At 75.2% G+C, this 18,537-nt stretch carries 19 protein-coding genes; 7 read left to right on the forward strand and 12 right to left on the reverse strand.

Translation table 11 applies throughout. The features are described 5' to 3' along the window. The 8 genes from ACQP12_RS20120 to ACQP12_RS20155 are packed head-to-tail and all read right to left on the reverse strand — an operon-like array spanning position 1 to position 7,661. Positions 1 to 1,248 (reverse strand): beta-ketoacyl synthase N-terminal-like domain-containing protein, encoded by a 1,248-nt coding sequence (locus tag ACQP12_RS20120; protein ID WP_433280987.1) that lies wholly within the window; start codon positions 1,246 to 1,248, stop codon positions 1 to 3. Beyond that, positions 1,245 to 2,513 (reverse strand): beta-ketoacyl-[acyl-carrier-protein] synthase family protein, encoded by a 1,269-nt coding sequence (locus ACQP12_RS20125; protein ID WP_433280989.1) that lies wholly within the window; start codon positions 2,511 to 2,513, stop codon positions 1,245 to 1,247. Before ACQP12_RS20125 ends, ACQP12_RS20120 begins: the two co-directional genes overlap by 4 nt. After that, on the reverse strand, positions 2,510 to 2,917 hold the full coding sequence (locus tag ACQP12_RS20130) for a cupin domain-containing protein (protein WP_433280991.1): 408 nt from the start codon (positions 2,915 to 2,917) through the stop codon (positions 2,510 to 2,512). The genes ACQP12_RS20125 and ACQP12_RS20130 overlap by 4 nt, the downstream gene beginning before the upstream one ends. Then, positions 2,914 to 3,621 carry an SRPBCC family protein gene (locus tag ACQP12_RS20135; protein WP_433280993.1) on the reverse strand — a complete coding sequence of 236 codons (708 nt, stop codon included), beginning with the start codon at positions 3,619 to 3,621 and terminating at the stop codon, positions 2,914 to 2,916. The genes ACQP12_RS20130 and ACQP12_RS20135 overlap by 4 nt, the downstream gene beginning before the upstream one ends. Beyond that, the gene (locus tag ACQP12_RS20140; RefSeq protein WP_433280995.1) at positions 3,618 to 5,129 is read right to left on the reverse strand and encodes an acetyl-CoA carboxylase biotin carboxylase subunit; all 1,512 of its coding nucleotides are present in this window, start codon (positions 5,127 to 5,129) and stop codon (positions 3,618 to 3,620) included. Before ACQP12_RS20140 ends, ACQP12_RS20135 begins: the two co-directional genes overlap by 4 nt. Continuing rightward, the gene (gene accB, locus ACQP12_RS20145; protein ID WP_433280997.1) at positions 5,129 to 5,605 is read right to left on the reverse strand and encodes an acetyl-CoA carboxylase biotin carboxyl carrier protein; all 477 of its coding nucleotides are present in this window, start codon (positions 5,603 to 5,605) and stop codon (positions 5,129 to 5,131) included. Before accB ends, ACQP12_RS20140 begins: the two co-directional genes overlap by 1 nt. Continuing rightward, positions 5,602 to 7,332 (reverse strand): acetyl-CoA carboxylase carboxyltransferase subunit alpha, encoded by a 1,731-nt coding sequence (locus ACQP12_RS20150; protein WP_433280999.1) that lies wholly within the window; start codon positions 7,330 to 7,332, stop codon positions 5,602 to 5,604. Before ACQP12_RS20150 ends, accB begins: the two co-directional genes overlap by 4 nt. Continuing rightward, entirely contained in the window at positions 7,329 to 7,661 is a 333-nt protein-coding gene (locus tag ACQP12_RS20155) for a TcmI family type II polyketide cyclase (protein WP_357943157.1), read from the reverse strand. The genes ACQP12_RS20150 and ACQP12_RS20155 overlap by 4 nt, the downstream gene beginning before the upstream one ends. A gap of 428 nt (positions 7,662 to 8,089) precedes the next feature. On the opposite strand from ACQP12_RS20155, the gene ACQP12_RS20160 reads away from it, so the two are divergent. The 6 genes from ACQP12_RS20160 (at position 8,090) to ACQP12_RS20185 (ending at position 13,387) form a co-directional block, all read left to right on the forward strand. Beyond that, positions 8,090 to 8,917 (forward strand): AfsR/SARP family transcriptional regulator, encoded by an 828-nt coding sequence (locus ACQP12_RS20160; protein WP_433281001.1) that lies wholly within the window; start codon positions 8,090 to 8,092, stop codon positions 8,915 to 8,917. Positions 8,918 to 9,059: 142 nt separating this feature from the next. Then, the gene (locus tag ACQP12_RS20165) at positions 9,060 to 9,407 is read left to right on the forward strand and encodes a TcmI family type II polyketide cyclase (RefSeq protein WP_357943161.1); all 348 of its coding nucleotides are present in this window, start codon (positions 9,060 to 9,062) and stop codon (positions 9,405 to 9,407) included. A gap of 235 nt (positions 9,408 to 9,642) precedes the next feature. Next, on the forward strand, positions 9,643 to 10,470 hold the full coding sequence (locus tag ACQP12_RS20170) for a helix-hairpin-helix domain-containing protein (protein ID WP_433281003.1): 828 nt from the start codon (positions 9,643 to 9,645) through the stop codon (positions 10,468 to 10,470). Positions 10,471 to 10,704: 234 nt separating this feature from the next. After that, on the forward strand, positions 10,705 to 11,907 hold the full coding sequence (locus ACQP12_RS20175; RefSeq protein ID WP_357943165.1) for a low temperature requirement protein A: 1,203 nt from the start codon (positions 10,705 to 10,707) through the stop codon (positions 11,905 to 11,907). 119 nt (positions 11,908 to 12,026) lie between these two features. After that, positions 12,027 to 12,233: a hypothetical protein gene (locus tag ACQP12_RS20180; RefSeq protein ID WP_091305815.1), complete on the forward strand. Its 207-nt coding sequence runs from the start codon at positions 12,027 to 12,029 to the stop codon at positions 12,231 to 12,233. Between the two features lie 194 nt (positions 12,234 to 12,427). After that, a complete protein-coding gene (locus tag ACQP12_RS20185; RefSeq protein ID WP_433281006.1) occupies positions 12,428 to 13,387 on the forward strand; it encodes a TIGR03557 family F420-dependent LLM class oxidoreductase in 960 nt (319 codons plus the stop codon). A gap of 99 nt (positions 13,388 to 13,486) precedes the next feature. On the opposite strand, the gene ACQP12_RS20190 is transcribed toward ACQP12_RS20185, so the two are convergent. The 3 genes from ACQP12_RS20190 to ACQP12_RS20200 form a co-directional block, all read right to left on the reverse strand. Next, positions 13,487 to 15,592 (reverse strand): APC family permease, encoded by a 2,106-nt coding sequence (locus tag ACQP12_RS20190; RefSeq protein WP_433281008.1) that lies wholly within the window; start codon positions 15,590 to 15,592, stop codon positions 13,487 to 13,489. A gap of 81 nt (positions 15,593 to 15,673) precedes the next feature. Continuing rightward, positions 15,674 to 16,075 carry a hypothetical protein gene (locus ACQP12_RS20195; RefSeq protein ID WP_433281010.1) on the reverse strand — a complete coding sequence of 134 codons (402 nt, stop codon included), beginning with the start codon at positions 16,073 to 16,075 and terminating at the stop codon, positions 15,674 to 15,676. Between the two features lie 157 nt (positions 16,076 to 16,232). Further along, positions 16,233 to 17,099, reverse strand: a complete 867-nt coding sequence (locus tag ACQP12_RS20200) for an alpha/beta hydrolase family protein (protein ID WP_433281012.1) — start codon at positions 17,097 to 17,099, stop codon at positions 16,233 to 16,235. A 122-nt stretch (positions 17,100 to 17,221) separates the two neighbouring features. Between ACQP12_RS20200 and ACQP12_RS20205 the strand changes: the two genes are divergently transcribed. Then, complete coding sequence (locus tag ACQP12_RS20205) at positions 17,222 to 17,770, forward strand: CGNR zinc finger domain-containing protein (protein ID WP_433281014.1); 549 nt, start codon at positions 17,222 to 17,224, stop codon at positions 17,768 to 17,770. 4 nt (positions 17,771 to 17,774) lie between these two features. On the opposite strand, the gene ACQP12_RS20210 is transcribed toward ACQP12_RS20205, so the two are convergent. Continuing rightward, positions 17,775 to 18,515, reverse strand: coding sequence for a phosphotransferase enzyme family protein (locus tag ACQP12_RS20210; RefSeq protein ID WP_433281016.1), 741 nt, complete (start codon positions 18,513 to 18,515; stop codon positions 17,775 to 17,777). Positions 18,516 to 18,537 lie beyond the last annotated feature (22 nt).

Raw genomic sequence — 18,537 nt, forward strand, 5'->3', positions numbered from 1 at the left:
TCACATCTCGCCCGCCGGCGGGGGTGCGGCGCCGCGGAGGACCACCGCGCTGTTGAAGCCGTCGAAGCCGCGCGCCCCGACCAGGGCGATGCGGCTGCGCGGCGGGCGCGGCCGGCGCAGGAAGGTCAGCTCGCAGCCCGGCGCCGGCTCCTCCGGCCCGGCCGAGGCGGGCAGCAGGCCGTGGTGGAAGGCGAGCAGCGCGGTGGCCGCGTCCAGCGCCGAACCACCCTGATGCGCCCGGCCGGTCAGCGGCTTCTGCGTGGTCACCGGCGGGGTCGTCGCGCCGAAGACCGAGCGCAGGGCCTCCGCCTCGGCCCGGTCGTACGCCGGCACGCCCAACGCGTCCGGCCAGATGACGTCCACGTCGTGCGGGCGCACCGCCGCCCGGTCCAGGGCCAGCCGCAGCGCCCGGGCGTAGTGGGTGGGGTCGGGGCCGGCCTCGGCGTCGGTCGGTGCCGCGTCGTGGGTGGCCGCCCAGCCGGTGATCTCCCCGTAGATCCGGGCGCCCCGCGCCAGGGCGTGACCCAGCTCCTCCACGACGAAGACGGCGCCGCCCTCGGCGGGCACGTAGCCGGCGGCGCCCGCGTCGAACGGCCGGTACGCCCGCTCCGGGTCGGCCACGTCGCTGAGCAGCCCGGAGCGGAGCTGGCAGGCCAGCGCGTACGGGCTGAGCGGGCACTCGGTCGCCCCGGCCACCACCAGCGGGGTGCCGCGGCGGATGGTCCGCACCGCGTGGGCGAGGCTGTCCAGCCCGCCGGCCGACTCGGAGACGGTCACCCCGCAGGGCCCCTTGAGCTGGTGCCGGATGGAGAGCTGCCCGACGCTGGCCGCGTAGAACCAGGCGATCGACTGGTACGCCCCGACGGTCCGGCTCGGCCCGCCCCAGAGCCGTTGCAGCTCCCGCTGCCCGAACAGGTTGCCGCCCGAGGAACTGGCCAGGGTGACCGCCCACTGGTACGGGTCGGGCGCCTCCTCGGGCAGGCCGGCGTCGGCCAGCGCCAGCCGGGTGGCGGCGAAGCCCAGGTGCGTCCAGCGGTCGGTCTGCACCCGCTGCCGGGTGTCGCTGAAGCCGGCCGGGTCGAAGTCGGGCACCTCCCCGGCGATCCGGGTCGGATAGCCGGCCGGGTCGAACAGTGTGATCGGCCCGGTGCGCCGGGTGCCGGCCAGCACCGTGGCCCAGTGCGCGTCGGCGCCCACCCCGGTCGGCGCGACCACCCCGATCCCGGTCACCACGGCCCGGGCGGTCATGGGTGCACCGCCATCCGGCGGAAGATCATCGCGGACTGGAAACCGCCGAAGCCGCTGCCCACCGACAGCGCCACGTCCACCGGCACCTCCCGGGCCTCGTTGGGCACGTAGTCCAGGTCGCACTCCGGGTCCCGGGTCGCCCAGTTGGCGGTGGGCGGGACCACGCCGTACTCGATGGCCAGCGCGCACGCGGCCATCTCGATGGAGCCGATGGCGCCGAGCGAGTGCCCGACCATCGACTTGATCGAGCTGATCGGCACCCGGTACGCCGTCGGGCCCAGCGCCCGCTTGAACGCGGCGGTCTCGTGCCGGTCGTTCTGGCGGGTGCCGGAGCCGTGCGCGCTGACGTACGACACGGCCGACGGGGCGAGCCGCGCCTGGCGCAGCGCGTCGGAGATCGCCACGGCCATCTCCGCCCCGTCGGGGCGCAGCCCGGTCATGTGGAACCCGTTGCTGCGGCTGGCGTAGCCGGCCACCTCGCAGTAGACGTGCGCGCCCCGGCGGCGGGCGTGCTCGGCCTCCTCCAGCACCAGCACGGCCGCGCCCTCGGCCAGGACGAAGCCGTGCCGGTCGGCGTCGAACGGCCGGGAGGCGTGCTCCGGGTCGTCGTTGTCCGGGCTGGTGGCGCCGATGGCGTCGAACGAGGCGACGGTGACCGGGGAGATCGGCGAGTCGGCGGCCCCGGCCAGCACGATGTCCGCCTCGCCGTCGGCCACGAGCTGGTGGGCGTACCCGATGGCGTCGATGCCGGACGTGCAGCCGGTGGACACCACCTGCGCCGGGCCGTGCAGGCCGTGCCGGACGGCCACGTCGGCGGCCAGGCTGCTCGGGATCAGCGCCTGATACAGGTACGGCCCGCCGAGGGTGTGGTCGACCAGCCAGTGCCGGCCGGAGTCGCTGACCCGCACGTACTCCTTCTCCAGCGCCATGGTGCCGCCGACCGCGGTGCCCAGCACCACGCCGGCCCGTTCCCGGTCGGCGTCGGAGAGCGTCAGCCCGCTGTCGGCGAGCGCCTCGGCGGAGCAGGCGAGGGCGAACTGCACGTACCGGTCGGCGCGCTGCCGCTCGGCCAGGGTGATGCCCGCTGCGTCCGGGTCGAAGTCGCACTCGGCGGCGATCTGCGACCGGAACGGCGACGGGTCGAAGAAGCTGATCCGCCGGGTGGCGGTGCGCCCCTCGGTGATGGTCTTCCAGAACCGGTCCCGGGTGGCGCCACCGGGGGCGACGACGCCGACGCCGGTCACCACGGTGCGCCGGCCGGTCACGACGGTTCCCGGGGTGGTGGTGCGCCCTCGGTGTCGACGTGGCCGAGCTCCGGGCGCGGGGCGAGCGGCCCGAGGTGGAACACCACCTCGGCCGGCTCGTCGCCGGTGTTGCGCAGCCGGTGCCGCACCTCCCTGGCCACGAAGAGCGCCTCGCCGGCCGCGAGGGGCACCGGCCGGTCGTCCAGGTCGACGGTGATGACGCCGCGGGCCACGTAGAGGAACTCCTCGCTGTAGGGGTGGTAGTGCTCGGCGATCCGCTCCCCCGGGGCGAGGGTCGCCACCCCCAGGAAACCGGAGGTGCTGCCGACGGTCTTCGGGCCGAGCAGCACCCGCAGCTCGCCGCCGCGCCGCCGGTCGGCGGTGACGTCGTGGACGGAGACCCGGGCCGTGGTGGTGTCGGTCATCGCGCGCCTCCCGCGTGTGCCCGCTCGATCCGCTCCTTGATGACGGCGAGCTGGACCTTGCTGTTGGTGTTGATCCGCTCGGTCATGCCGGCGTTGTCGACCGGCGCGGTGGGCTTCATGGCGAAGTCCTGCACCCAGCTCATCCGGGTGCCGCCGTCGATCTCGTCGTAGCGCCAGTAGATGTGCATGTAATCGAACGGGCCGGTCTCCACCCGCCGAGCGCGCACCTCGCGGGTGGCCGGGTCGGCGGTGCGTTCGCTGACCCAGCTCCACGACGTGCCGTTCTCGTCCGGGTGCATGGTGAGGCGGAACCGGACGGTGTCGCCGTCGGAGTGCAGGATCTCGGCCACCGCGTACTCGGTGAACAGCTCGGTCCACCGGGCCACGTCGTTGGTGATCTCCCAGACCAGCGGCAGCGGGGCGGCGATGTCGACGGCGTTCTCGGTGTGCCCCGGGGGGTCCGCCTTGCGGGCCACCAGGTCGGCGACACCCGCGATGCTGAGCTGCCCGGCCTGCTCCGGGATCTTCACCCGCCACCGGTCGGCCACGACCGCGGAGAGTTCGAGCAGCGCCAGCGAGTCCATGCCCAGCTCCTCCAGGCTGGCGGCCGGGGTGCGGGCGGCCGCGTCGGCGTCCAGGCCGCAGTGGGTCACCAGGATGTCGGTGATCTCGTTGGCGAGCGGTCGGTCGGGAGCGACGGTCATCGGTTCCTCCAGGCGTTGGGGCCGGCGGCGGGCACGGCGGTGACGGGGGTACGGCCGGCCGGGTCGGCGTCGGCGCGGATGTCTGGCACGGCCGGCGCGGCCCGGTCGGCGGCCGCGCCGTTGGGCGGCGGGGCGGCGACCGGTACGGCGTCGGCGGCGGGCGGGTGGAGCAGGCGCTCGACCAGGGCGGTGGTGTGCCGGCCGGCGCGGAAGGCGGCGTCGCGCAGGACCCGCCGGGCGAACGGGATGGTGGTGCGCACCCCGGGGCCGGCCACCTCGAACTCGCCGAGCGCCCGGTCGAGCCGGTCCAGCGCGCCGTCCCGGTCCGGCGCCCAGACCGCCACCTTGGCCAGCAGCGAGTCGTAGTGCGGGCTGACCAGGTAGCCGACGTGGCCGTGGGTGTCCACCCGGGTGAACGGGCCGCCGGGCGGCCGGAAGCGGTCCAGCCGGCCGGGCGCGGGGGCGAAGTCCCGGTCCGGGTCCTCGACGTTGACCCGGCACTCGACGGCCACCCCGCGCAGCTGAACGTCCTCCTGCCGCAGGCGCAGCGGCGTGCCGGCGGCCACGTGCAGCTGCTCGTGGACCAGGTCGATGCCGGTGACCAGCTCGGTCACCGGATGCTCCACCTGGATCCGGCAGTTGATCTCCAGGAAGTGGCAGCGCTCCGCCTCGTCCACCAGGAACTCGACCGTGCCGGCGCCGGTGAACCCCACCGAGAGGGCGCCGCGCAGCGCGGTCTCCGCGAGGGTGTCCAATGTGGCCGGGCGCAGCGCGGGGGCCGGCGCCTCCTCGATCAGCTTCTGGTGCCGGCGCTGCACCGAGCAGTCCCGGGTGCCCAGGTGGATCCCGTTGCCGTGGTTGTCGCAGAGCACCTGCACCTCGACGTGCCGGGCGTCGGCCAGGTACCGCTCGACGTACACCCGGTCGTCGCCGAAGGCGACCTGGGCGGCCGCGCGGGTGCGGGCGTACGCGCGGGGCAGCTCGGCGGCTGAGCGGACCACGGTCATCCCGCGCCCGCCCCCGCCGGCGGCCGCCTTGACGATCACCGGGTAGCCGACCTCGGCGGCCACGTCGAGCGCGTCGGCGGCGGTCGGCAGGGTCCGCACGCTGCCCGGCGGCAACGGCAGGCCGGCCCGGCTCATGAGCGCCCGCGCCGTGGATTTGTCCCCGAGGGCGGCCATCACCTGCGGCGGCGGGCCCACGAAGGTGAGGCCGTTCTCCGCGCAGATCTCGGCGAAGTCGGCGTCCTCGGAGAGGAAGCCGTAGCCGGGGTGCACGGCCTGCGCGCCGGTCTGCCGGGCCGCCTCGACGATCGCGGCGGCGTTCAGGTAGCTCTGGCGGCTGGACGCCGGTCCGATCTGAACGGTCTCGTCGGCCAGCCGCACCGGCAGCGAGTCCGCGTCGGCGCTGGAGTGCACCACGACCGTCCGGACGCCCAGTTCCCGGCAGGCCCGCAGCACCCGCAGCGCGATCTCGCCCCGGTTGGCGATCAGCACCTTGTCGAACATCACGTGTCCCGTCCGGTGAGCGGTTCCAGGGCGATCAGCGGCTGGTCGTACTCGACGGGCTTGCCGTCCTCGACCAGCATCTCGACCACCCGTCCGGCCTGGCCGGCGGTCACCTCGTTCATGAGCTTCATGGCCTCGACGATGCCGACCACCTGACCGGGCCGGACCACGTCGCCGACCGCCACGAACGGGGCGGCGCCGGGTTCGGGCGCCCGGTAGAAGGTGCCCACCACTGGCGCCCGCACCGCCGGCCGGTCCGTCGCGGGCGCCGCCTCGACCCGCGGCGCGGTGACCGGGTCGGCCTCGGCACGCGGCGCGGGCGCCGGCGGGACCGGGTGGTGCCACTCCACCTCCAGCACGGTCTCGCCGCTGCGCAGCCGCACCCGGCGCACCGGGCCGGCCAGTTCGGCGACCAGCTTGCGGGCGTGTCGGCTCAGCCCGTCCAGCACCTCCTCTGCCCCGCCGTCCCCACTCATTGGGCCACCTCCGTTCGGATCCGGGTCCCGGCGGCCTCGACCGGCGGGTTCACGCCCGCCGAGCGGGCCGCGCCGAAGCGGCGGAACCGCTGCCGGCGGCGGCGGACAAGGGTCGCCGGCGGCACGGCGAGCAGCGGGGCGAGGTTCGCCGCCACGGCCCGGCCCAGCCGCTCGGCCGCGCCGGCCGGGTCGCCGTGGGCGGCGGGCCGCGGCTCGGGAACCACCTCGTCGACCACCCCGAGCCGGCACAGGTCGGTGGCGGTGAGCCGGAGCGCCCGGGCGGCCTGCGGCGCGGCCGAGCTGTCCGGCCAGAGGATCGCGGCGCAGCCCTCCGGGCTGATCACCGAGTAGACGGCGTGCTCCAGCATCAGCACCCGGTCGGCGACCGCGAGGGCGAGCGCGCCGCCGCTGCCGCCCTCGCCGGTGACCACCGCGACGACCGGCGTGGGCAGGACGCTCAGCGCGAGGATGTTCTCCGCGATCGCGGCGGCCTGGCCCTGCTGCTCGGCGTCCACCCCCGGGTCGGCGCCCGGGGTGTCCACCAGGGTCACCACCGGCAGGCGGAGCCGGGCCGCGAGGCGCATCAGCCGCAGCGCCTTGCGGTGCCCGGCCGGGCTGGCCATGCCGAAGTTGCGGGCCACCAGTTCCGCGGTGGTGTGTCCCTTCTGGTGGCCGATCACCATCACCGCCCGCCCGTCCAGCCGGGCCACCCCGCCGACGATCGCCGGGCAGTCCGCGCCGAGCCGGTCGCCGTGCAGTTCCACGAAGCCGTCGAAGGCGGTCTCCAGGTAGTCCAGGGTGGTGGGCCGACCGGGGTGCCGGGCCGTGCGTACCGTCTCCCAGGCGTCCCGGGCCGGCCCGGGCGCGCCGGCCGTGGCGGCCGGTCGCGGCGCCGGCTCCTGCCGGGGTACGGGCACCCGGCGGCCGGCCTCGGCGGCGGCCAGCAGCGCCGTCAACCGGCCGCGCAGCGCGTGCCGGGGCACCACCAGGTCGACCTGGCCGTGCCGGAGCAGGAACTCGGCGGTCTGGAAGCCTTCCGGCAGCGTGGCCCCGGTGACCTGCCGGATCACCCGGGGGCCGGCGAAGCCCAGCCGGGCGCCGCTCTCGGCGAGCACCACGTCGGTGTTGGTGGCGAAGGAGGCGGCCACGCCGCCGTAGGTGGGGTCGGTGACGACGCTGACGGTGAGCAGCCCCGCCTCGCGCAGCCCGGCGACGGCCTGGCTGACCGTGGCCATCTGCATGAGCGACAGCGCGCCCTCCTGCATCCGCGCCCCGCCGGAGGCCGTGACCAGCACCAGCGGCGTGGCGTCGGCCAGCGCCCGCTCGGCGGTGCGGGTGATCAGCTCGCCGACCGCGCAGCCGAGGCTGCCGCCGAGGAAGCGGAAGTCCATCACCGCCAGCGCGACCGGGTGGCCGCCCACCCGGGCGGTCCCGCAGAGCACGGCCTCGTCCAGGCCGGAGCCGGCGCGGGCCGCGCCGAGCCGGTGCGGGTAGGGCAGCGCGTCCACGAACTCGATCGGGTCGACCAGCACCGCCCGGTCCGGCAGCGGGGTGAACGAGTCCGGGTCGACCAGCTGCGCCACCCGGTCGGGGGCGTCGAGCCGGGCGTGCGAGCCGCACTCCGGGCAGACGTCGAGGTTGCGCCGCAGCCGCTTGCGGTAGAGCAGCGAGGCGCAGCCGTCGCAGCGGGACCAGAGCTGTTCGTCACGGGGCGCGGTGGTGGTCACGGCCGCCGCCCGGGAGCGTCGTAGCGGTAGAAGCAGTGGGCCATGGCGTCGCGCGGCGACTGCCAGGTCGGCAGGTACGGCGAGATGTACGGGCGCAGCCGCTCGCTGACCCGGACGAACTCGGGATGGCCGCGCGCCTCCTCCACGGCCCCCTGCGCCGGCGCGTCCGTCTCCAGGAGATGGACGTACAGGTCGTGCAGTCGGTAGAGGGAGCGGTGGCGGACGCCGACCAGGCCGGGCAGCTCGGTCGCGTCGGACGCGGCGAAGATCTCGGCGACCCGATCCTCGGCGGTCGGCACCACCTTCGCGACGATGAGCGAACGGTCCATGCGCAGCCTCCCCTGGGCGTCGCGGTGCGTGGCGACGGGACTCGCCGCACGACTGGCGCCACGGTGCCGCCGGCACCGTCAACGCGGCGTCAACCGGCCACCATCGGCCCGCGAGATCGGTGACGCTGCGTTGACGCAAACTGTGCGGTAGCTATGGGAAGATCAAGTTCCCCGATAGATGGCGACACTTTTTCGCAGTTCACAGGCCGTTCGTCTGACCATTACGGACGGTCAGCAAACCGACGCGCCGTTGACTCAGAGTAACAAGTGTTGATATCCTGCGTACCGGTCAGCCCGGCCACAACGGGCTTTCTCCGCCACGGCGGAGCCGTTCCGACACCGGCGTCGAGCAGCCGAGCCGGGCAATGAGGACGGTCGGGACGAGGGTTCCGGTGCTGGGGGGTGCGCCCGTGTCCGGTGGATCGAGAATGCCGACGGCGGGAGACCCCGCGCCACGGGTGTCGCTGCACCTGCTCGGCGGGTTCCGGCTGCTCCACGACGACGTCCCGGTGGTGGTGCCCCGCGGCCTGCAACGGGTCATCGCCCTCATCGGGCTCCGCCCGGCCGCGACCCGCAGCCACCTCGCCGGACTGCTCTGGCCGGAGACCTCCGAGGACCGCGCGCTCTCCTCCCTGCGCACCGCGCTGTGGCGGCTCCGGCAGGACCCCTGCTGCCCGCTGCGCACCGACGGCGACACCGTCCGCCTCGACCCCACCGTCCACCTCGACGTCGACGAGCTGGTGACGACGGCCGACCGCGTACGCGACGGCGAGGTCCCCCGCGGCGCCGCCGGCGACGGCCGGCACGATCTCCTCCCCGGCTGGTACGACGACTGGGTGCTGCTGGAACGGGAACGGCTGCGGCAGCTCCGGCTGCACATGCTGGAGGAGCTCGCCGGCAACCACCTCGCCGCCGGGCGGCACGGCGAGGCCCTGGAGGCGGCCCTGGAGGCGATGGCCGCCGAGCCGCTGCGGGAGACCCCGCACCGCCTGGTGGTCCGCATCCACCTCGCCGAGGGCAACGCGTTCGAAGCGGTGCACGCCTTCTACGTCTACCGCGACCTGCTGCTGCGCGAGCTGCGCCTGGAGCCGTCCCCGGCGATGTGCGCGCTGCTCGACGAGACGCTGGCCCCGATCCGGCGGGCCAGCCGGCGGGAGGCGCCCCCGCGGCGCGCCGACCGGACCAACGCCCCCGGCCGCCCGACCGGTCCCGCGCCGCGCGGCTCGACCGCGCCCACCACGCCGCACCCCCGGTGACCGCCGCGGGCGTCACCACCCCCATCAATGTCACCGTCCGGGCCGTGACGGCCAGGTGACAGCGGACCCGGCAGGGTGGCCCCCACGGTGGCCGACACCCTGGGCCGGGGTCGGCGCACCACCAGCGGCGAGAGGGGTCCCGATGAGTCGACTGTTGGTCGTCAGCCGGATCGTGCCGGGGGCGCAGGGCCGGGTGGCCCAGATCTTCGCCGAGTCCGACGCCACCGAACTACCCCGCCTCACCGGGATCCGGCACCGCTCGCTGTACTACCTGCACGACCTGTGCGTGCACCTCATGGAGACGGTGGACGTCGACCCGGACCTGGCCACCGAGGTCCGCAACAACCCGTTCTACCAGCAGGTCAACGAGCGGCTGTCGGCGCACACCTCGCCGTACCTGCCGACCTGGCGCTCCCCCCGCGACGCCGTGGCCGGCTGCTTCTACAGCTGGGACGCGGTGGACCTTCCGGCGCCGCGCAAGGGCGGTTGAGCGGTCCGGCCCGAAGACCGGGGCGTCCCGGACCCTCGAACGGCACCAGGGTCCGGGGCGCCCCTTCCGCGCGCCCCGCGTGGCACACGCTCGGTCATCCCGCGGCCACCGGCCGGCACTTCCCGTCCCACCAGCGACGGCAGCCGCCGACCTCCCTGTCGCCCCGCGCGTACGTGTGCGAAGCTGCCCCGGGTTTTCTCGCGATTGTCGTTCACATAAATAGGAGGAGGTTGGCATGCCGTCGAGCTTCGGGCAGTGGCTCGTCCTGATCCTGGCCCTGCTGGTGGGCCTGGTCATCGGATGGGTGGTGAGCGGCCGCCGGAACGCGGCCGGCACCGGCACGCCCACGGTGGAGGGTGCCGCCCCGGCGCCCGAGGTGACCGCCACGGTCGACCAGGAGCGGCCGGAGGCCGTGATCGACGAGGTGCCGGCGCCCGCCGCGGTGACCGAGGCGTCGGTCCCGGCCGAGGAGGACGCCGCCCCGGCCGCCGCCACGCTGGCCGCCGAGGCCACGCCCCTGCCGTCCGCCGAGCCGGTGACGGTCGCCGAGCCGGCCGCGTCCGACGAGGAGCCGGCCCGCACCGCGCCGGAGCCGGTGGCCGTGGCCGAGGAGTCGGTCGCCGCGACCGAGCCGGCACCCGTCGCCGAGCCGGTGGCCGCGCCCGCCGAGCCGGTGGCCGTCGCCGAGCCGGTGGCCGTGGCGGCCGAGCCGGTGGCCGACGAGCCGGTGGCCGACGAGCCGGAGCCCGCCGCGCCGGTGGCGGTGCCCGCGCCGCGCGCCGCGGTCGAGGACGCCGCTCCGGCCCAGGTGGACGGCGCCGACGACTTCCGGCGCATCCAGGGCATCGGGCCGAAGCTGGCCGCCGCTCTCCAGGCCGCCGGCATCCGCACCTACCAGCAGCTCAGCGAGCTGGACGAGGCGGCGCTGCGGGAGACCGTCAAGGCCGCCGGCCTGCGCGCCGCCCCGGGCCTGGCCACCTGGTCGCAGCAGGCGAAGGTGCTGGCCGGCGCCCGCGCCGACGCCGAGCGGGTGCTCCCGGCCGGCACCGGCGAGGACGCCTGATCCGACTCACGGGCCGGTGGTGACCGCAGGTCACCACCGGCCCGCACCGTGTCCGGCGGACGTCGACGACCCGGCCGGGCCGGGAACGGTCGGGCCGGCACGGGGCCGCCGGCGCCGCGCGCCTCGGACGAGGACGAATGCGGAAAACCCGGCACGGGCCCGTGCGGGCGTGGCTACGGTCGGTGCAGGGCCGGACGGCCGGCCGCGCCGATCCCGCCACCGCAGGAGCAGCTCGTGCCCACCGCCACGCCGGAGCAGCCCGCCGAGCCGCGGCCCCCGGTACGCGATCCCGAGGCACCGCGCCGGGTGACCCTGCTGGAGCTGTTCTTCGACCTGGTGTACGTGGTCGCGCTCTCCCTCATCTCCCGCGGCCTGATCCACGAACTGAACTGGGAGCGGGCCTTCCAGTCGCTGATCATGCTGATGGCCATGTGGTGGACCTGGGCGATCACCACCCTGGTCACCGACATGTACGACCCGCAACGCGGCCAGATCAAGCTGCTGATCATCGCGGTGATGTTCGGGGCGCTGCTGATGACCACCGCGATCCCGGAGGCCTTCAGCGGTCGCGGACTGGTCTTCGCCGGGACGTACGTGGCGATCCATCTCGGACGCGGGCTGTTCCTCATGCCGACGGTCCGGCGCCACCGGCAGACCCAGCGCCGGGCGGCCCGCATCTTCGTCTGGTTCGCGATCTCCGCGATCCCGTGGCTCGTTGGCGCCACGATGTCCGGCTTCACCCGCGAGATCCTGTGGGCGCTGGCCCTGGGCATCGACTACCTCGGTTTCCGGCTCGCGTACCCGGTCCCCGGTCTCGGCATGGTGCCGGACGCCCAGCGCAACGTGACCGCGGAACACCTCTCCGAGCGCTACCAGCAGTTCTTCATCATCGCGCTGGGCGACGCCATCCTGGTCGCCGGCACCGTCTTCAGCACGCACCACTCGGAGGCGGAGAACATCGGGGCCTTCGCCATCGCGTTCGCCACCACGCTGCTGCTCTGGCGGATCTACGTGCACAAGTCCGGGGAACTGTTGCCGCACGCCATCGCCATGGCGAAGCAGCCGAGCAAGTTCCTGAACTCCGCCCCATACACTCACCTGCTCATGGTGGCCGGGGTGGTGACCAGCGCGGCGGGCTTCGACCTGGTGCTGCTCGAACCGACCGGGCAGACGCCGCCGGCCTGGCTGGCGGTCATCCTCGGCGGGCCGGCGCTGTTCCTGGCCGGTCGCGCCGCCTTCGAGTACGAGGTGTTCAGCCGGGTGTCGTGGTCCCGCCCCGGCGGCGTCCTGGCGCTGCTGACCATCTCCCCCGGGCTTCTTTTCCTCGCCCCGGTCTACGCGGCGCTCGGGGCGATGCTGGTGCTGGTCGGGGTGGCCGTCGCCGACCACCTGCGCAGCCGGGGACGGCCGCCGGAGAGCCCCGCGCCGCCGCACTGACCCGGACCCCGGATGGTCGGAATCGGCCGCGCGGCACCGGCGGCGCCGTTTGACCGTTCCCCCGCTCGGGGTACAAGACCTCCACCTCGAATCCACCACAACCCCAGTGGAGGCAACCCATGCGCGGCACCTCGATAGTCGGCGTCCTGGTCGTCATCTGGCTCGTCATCGGCGCGATCGCCGCCGGCCAGCGCGGCTACTACGGCAACGACGACACCAACTGCGCCGAGGCCGGCACCATCCTCGTCACCATCGTGGCCGGCCCGCTGAACTACATCGGCGCGAACCCCAAGGTGGACTGCAAGCTTCCCGAGCCGTCCAAGTAGGCCTCACCCCCGCACCGCCCCGGCCCGCGCCCGCTCCCCCGCGGCGCGGGCCTCTCCGTGCCCCGCGTACGCGGCGTCACCACCCCTTCGCCGTCCTAGGAGGCTGGGTCCCTCGGTGGCGCTCCGGGCGTTTGTCGAGGTGCGGGGTGGGAAGGGCAGCGGTCCAGCCGCGCGGGGGACGGGAGACCAGGGCGATGCAGATCGGGTACAAGCTGGCCTCGGAGGCCTTCGGCCCGCAGGACCTCATCCGGCAGGCGGTCCGCGCGGAGCAGGCCGGCTTCGACTTCGTCGAGATGAGCGACCACTACCACCCCTGGCTGGAGGTGCAGGGGCACTCCTGCTTCACCTGGAGCGCGCTCGCCGCCATCGCCGCGAAGACCAGCACGCTCGGGCTGGCCACCGGGGTCACCTGCCCCTCGGTGCGGTACCACCCGGCGATCATCGCCCAGGCCGCGGCCACCATGGCGCTCATCTCCGACGGGCGGTTCACCCTGGGGGTGGGCGCGGGCGAGCGGCTCAACGAGCACGTGGTCGGGCAGGGCTTCCCGAGCGTCCGCGGCCGGCACGAACGGCTGCGCGAGGCCCTGGAGATCATCCGGCTGCTCTGGCAGGGCGGCTACCAGTCGTACGAGGGCCGGCACCTCCAGCTGGAGGACGCCCGGGTGTGGGACCTGCCGGAGACGCCGCCGGTGATCGCCGTGGCCGCCAGCGGGCGGTCCTCCGCGGCGACGGCCGCCGAGCTGGGCGACGGGCTGTTCGCCACCGAGCCGAAGTCGTCGATCGTGGCGCACTACCGGGAGGCCGGCGGGCAGGGACCCCGCTACGCCGAGGTGCCGATGGCCTGGGCGCCCGACGAGGAGCAGGCGGTCCGCGCGGCGAAGGAGACCAGTCGGTGGGCGGTCACCGGGTGGAAGGTGATGAGCGAGCTGCCCAACCCGGTGAACTTCGACGCGGCCACCGTCTGGGTGGAGGACCAGCACATCCGGCAGCAGTTCTCGGTCGGGCCGGACCCGGAGCCGCACCTGGCGAAGGTGAAGGCGTACGTCGAGGCCGGCTTCGACCACATCGTGCTGCAGAACGCCGGCCCGGACCCGGACGGCTTCCTCGACTTCTGCGCGGGCGGCTTCGTCGACCGGGTGCGCGCACTCGCCTGATCGGGGCGCCGGCAGCCGGGCGCAGCCCGGTGCGGGTGGCGGTCGGCGTACCCCTCGGGTAGTCGGACCGGGACGGATGCCGGCGGCCCGCGGCGGTGCTCAGCCGCCGACGTGGATGCCGGGCCGGCGGGCGGGGTCCGGTTCGGTCTTGCGGATGATCTCCCGGACCACCGGCGGGGTGTCCCCACGGCCGAGGATCAGGTAGCGCAGCAGGTGCGCGATCGGGTTGCCCTCGGACCATTCGAAGTGGCAGTGCGGGCGGACCCCGGTGGCGTCACGCAGCGCCAGCAGGATGGCCGCGATGGCGTTGGGCGCGGCGGGGCTGTTGGCCCGCAGGATCCGGTATCCGCCGACCTCGACCCCGTGCACCCGCAGCACCTCGCTGAAGCGCGAGGGGTCGCTGATGTCGATCTCCAGGAAGAGCACGTCGGCGGCGCCGGGCACCGGGTTCATGCCGCGCTGCGCGCGTTCCTTGACCCGGTACTCCTTCAGCGAGCCGCTCTGCCGCTTGTTGGCGATGAGGTGCAGCCGGCCGTCGTGGGCGATCGAGTCGGCGACGAACCGCCGCGCCGCGTCGTCGAACTCGATGCGCTCGGCGCGCAGTTCGGTGGTGCGGGACACCCGGGAGATCAGCGAGACCGCGACGATGCCGGCGATGAACAGGCCGGAGATGGTGATGCCGTCCGGCTTCTCGATGACGTTCTCGACGAGGGCGTAGAGCAGCACGAGGGTGAGCGCCGTGAAACCGATCCCCGCGTACGGGTGCCGCGACCGGTAGGTGGAGATGGTCACCGCGATCGCGCCGGAGACCATCATGGCCAGGATGCCGGTGGCGTACGCGCCGGCCTGGTCATTGACGTCGGCCCGGAAGGCGACGGTGATGGCGATGCTGATGGCGGTGTAGACCAGCACCACCGGCCGGACCGCCCGCCCCCACTCGGGCGCCATGCCGTAGGAGGGCAGGTAGCGGGGCACGATGTTGATCAGGCCGGCCATCGCCGAGGCGCCGGCGAACCAGAGGATGAGGATGCTGCTGATGTCGTAGACCGTGCCGAACGCCTCGCCCAGGTGCTCGTGGGCCAGGAAGGCCAGGGCCCGGCCGCTGGCCGCCCCGCCGGGCGCGAACTCGTGCGCCGGGATGAGCACGGTGGTGACGAAGGTGGTGCCGATCAGGTAGACCGACATGATCAGCGCGGCGGTCGTGAGCAGCTTGCGGGTGTTGCGGATCCGCGCCATCAACCGGTGCTCGGCGTCGTCGCCGTCGCTCTTGACCAGCGGCATCATGCTCACCCCGGTCTCGAAGCCGGAGAGGCCCAGCACCAGCAGGGGGAACGCGAGCACGCTGGTGGCCAGCACGTCGCCCGTGCCGCCGAGCCGGGTCAGCCGGTCGGTCCAACCACCGAGCGTCGCCGGGTCGGCGGCGACCTCGGCCAGGCCGGCGACCACGATGACCGCGTTCAGCCCGAGGAAGACCGCGACCAGGGGGATGGCGACCTGCACCGCCTCGCTGAACCCCAGCAGGAACACCCCGCCGAGGATGAGCAGCAGCACCACCGTCACCAGCACGGCGGCCGTGGTGCCGTGCGGAAACGACTCGGGCAGGATCGGGTTCTCCAGCAGGTGCACGGTGGCATCGGCGGCGGAGAGCGTGATCGTGATGATCCACGAGGTGGCCACGAAGCCGAGCAGCACCAGCACGAAGACCTTGCCCCGCCAGAACGGCAGCAGCCGTTCCAGCATGGCCACCGAGCCCTGCCCGTGCGGGCTCTCCCGGGCCACCCGCCGGTACATCGGCAGCATGCCGAACAGGGTCAGCGCGACGATGAGCAGGGTCGCGAGCGGGCTCAGCGCGCCGGCCGCCACCGCGGCGATGCCGGGCAGGTAGGACAGGCTGGAGAAGTAGTCCACGCCGGTCAGGCACATCACCCGCCACCAGGCATGCCCCTTCGACTGGTGCTCCCGGGTCTCCGGGCCTTCCGGCTGCACCCGGTGCTGGAACATCCAGCGGGCGAGCCGGCTGGTCGGCTGGGCCCGCCGGACCGGGCTCTCCACGCGTTCCGGCAGCGTCGCGGGTCCCCGGCGGGCACGGTCGCCGCGCTCGGGGTCGCGAGCGTCGCGCAGCGCCCGGTCCGCGGGGGTCGACTGCGCCTGGTGGCGGCGCCCCCGCGTCCGCCGGGGCTGCGCCCCGTCCCGTGCCTCCGCCATGTGCACCCCTTCAGGCCCTGCACCGACCGTAGGTCGTACGCGGGGCACAGCCCGGCGGAACCGGGCAAGCGGGAGAGATGATCAAGGCGGGGTGGCCAGGGCGTCGCGCAGCGCCTCCGGGTCGCTCACCGTCACCGTGACGGCCGGGTGGCGCGGCCAGGGGCCGGGGGCGAGCGCCGGAACCGGGGCGGCGAGGCGGATGCACACCCCGGCGGCCACGCCGGTGCCGAAGGTGACCCCGCCGTCGGCCAGGGACAGGTGCGGGCCCACGGCCCGCCACCAGCGGTACGGTCCGCCCAGCTCGACCCCGCTCACGTTGTCCCGGGCGGTGCGCAGCCGCCAGGGGCCGTACCGGACGGTCAGCTCGTCCGGGCCCAGCTCGACGCGGGCGGTCTCCGGCCGCACCCCGAGCAGGGCCAGCGGCAGCCGGAACGCCGCGTCGAACCGGAAGGCGAATCGGCGGACCGGCTCGGTGTGCGGCATGGCCGCCGGGTACCCGGTCGGGCCCGGCCGACACCCGCTCGCGCGGGCCCGGCCGACACCCGCTCGCGCCGTCAGCCCGGGCCGGCCCAACCGCTCCCCCGCCGGCCGGGACCGGGCGACGCCCCCCGACGCCGCCCGGTCCGCTGGTTGCCTCGGGTCATCCGCGCAGCCCCAGCCGGCCGGCGAGCCAGGCGACCCGGTCGTCCCGGGTGCGGGCGGCGCCCAGGTCGTGCTCCTCGTCGGGGTAGAGCGACACCTTCGCCTGTGGCGCCGCGGCCGCGTAGGCGGCGCGGGTCTCCGCGCCGACGAAGCGGTCCGCGCCGGCGAACTGGAGGTACGCCCCGGCGCCGAGCCGCCCCACGAGGTCCACCGGGTCGAGGCCGGCGAAGACCGCCCGGTAGGCCTCCTTCTCCCCCGCCGGCAGCTGGAGCCAGTAGAGGTCGAACCAGTTGGCCCAGGTCGCGTCCGGGGCGAGCAGCACGGCGGTGCGCAGTCCCGGCTCGCGGGCGGTCAGGTCGACGGCGTACATGGCGCCGTAGTCGTGGCCGACCACCGCGGTGCGGTGCCGGTCCACCCCCGGCTCGGCGAGCAGCCGCCGGTAGGCCGCCCGCACCGCGTCGAGCTGGGCGGTGACCGCGGCGCGGTCGCGGGCGTCGCCGACCGGGTCGCCCGCCCACGGGAAGGTGAGCTGCGGCAGCACGGACACCACGCCCCGCCCGGCCAGCGCGGTCGCCTCGGCCAGGAACTCGCTGCGGTCCTGGTTGGCCCGGCCCGGCTCGAACCAGTGCAGGTCCAGCACCCCGGCCAGCCCGCCGCGGGCGCTCTGCGGCCGGACCAGCCAGGCCCGGACGGCCGGCTGCCCGGCGACGGGGATCTCGATGTCGCGGACCACCGTGGCCGCCGCGTGGCCCGCGGCGGCCGGGGCCGGCTCGGCGGGTGCCTCCGCGTGGGCCCCGCCGGCGCCGGTGACCGCGCCGGCGACCAGCAGCGCCGCCACGGACACGAGGACGGGCAGACGTCGCATACGCCACCTCCATAAGTTTTTAAACGTGTTTTACAACTGACGACGCTAGGATGGCGGACGGCGATCGGTCAAGTGGGGAGGACGGCGGGCGTGTCGGCAACCGGACGAGGGAGGAGGCGCGGATGAGCGCGGTGCCACCCCTGGAACCCGCGCTGCGCCTGGCCATCGCGCTGCTGCACAGCTACTGGGTGCTCCAGGAGCCCGTCGACCAGCTCTCGGTGGCCCGGCTGCGGGCCGCCGCCCGGGAACTCGAGCTCGCCGAGGTCGCCGACCCGCTCACCGAGGCCGACCTGCCCCGGCTCCGCGAGCTGCGCGACCGGCTCCACCGGGTCTTCGCCGCGCCCGACCCCGCCGCCCGGGTGGCCACCCTCAACGGGGTGCTGGCCGAGGTGAGCGCCGGCACGGTGGTCGAGCCCGGGCCGGACGGCACCCTGCGGCTCACCCCGCTGCCCCGGCCCGGCCCGGTCGGGCCGTTCGCCGCAGTGGTCACCGGGGCGCTCGCCCGCGCCGCGGCGACCGGCGGGGCGGAGCGGTTCGGCGTCTGCGCGGCCGACGGGTGCGACGCGCCCTACCTCGACCGGACCCGCGCCGGCCGGCAGCGCTACTGCTGCGAGCTCTGCAACAACCGGGCCGCCGCGGCCGCGTACCGGGGGCGGTCCCGGCGCGGCTGACCGGTCAGGCCAGGGCGGCCGTCCAGCGACCCACCCCGGCGGCCAGCAGGGCGGCGGTGGCCCGCCAGTACGCCCCGTCCTCGGCGTGGATCCGCGCCCAGGGCTGCACCCCGTCGCGGGCGCCCGCCGCCAGCAGATCGGCCATGGCCCGGGCCCGGCGGCCCAGCAACGCGGCCAGGGCCGGGCGGTCCGCCGCCGGCAGCCCGTAGCCGTCGACCAGGGCCCGCAGCCGGGTGGCGGACTCGTCGAGCGGCCGGTCCGGGCGCATCCCCGCCATGCTCTGCCCCGCGTACGCCAGCTCCCACAGCCGGGTGCCCGGGCCGGCACCGTCCCAGTCGATGAGGACCCACCCCCGGGCCGAGCGGACCAGGTTCCACGGCGCCACGTCGTGGTGGCAGACCAGCTCCGCGCCGTCGGGCGCGATGGCCGGCTGCCACACCGCGCCGGGCGGCGGCGTGAAGGAGGCCGTCGCGCGGTGCAGGTCGGCCAGGAACGCGCCGATCGAGGCCAGCTCGTCGAGGGAGTACGTGCCGGACGGATCGCCCGGCTCCCCGGGCACGTACTCGAGCACCTGGCGGCCCCGGTCGTCCCGGCCGAGCGGCCGGGGCGCGCCGTCGAAGCCGACCTCGCGCAGGTGGCCGAGCAGGGCGTCGACGCCCGCGGTCCACGGGCCGGCCGGGCGCCGGACGGTGTCGCCGACCCGGACCACCCCGGCGGTCACGTTGCCGGGCAGCGCCTCTTCCACCGGCTCATCCTCGCACCGCGGA

The sequence above is a fragment of the Micromonospora sp. CA-244673 genome (assembly GCF_050948395.1).
Lineage (GTDB): Bacteria > Actinomycetota > Actinomycetes > Mycobacteriales > Micromonosporaceae > Micromonospora.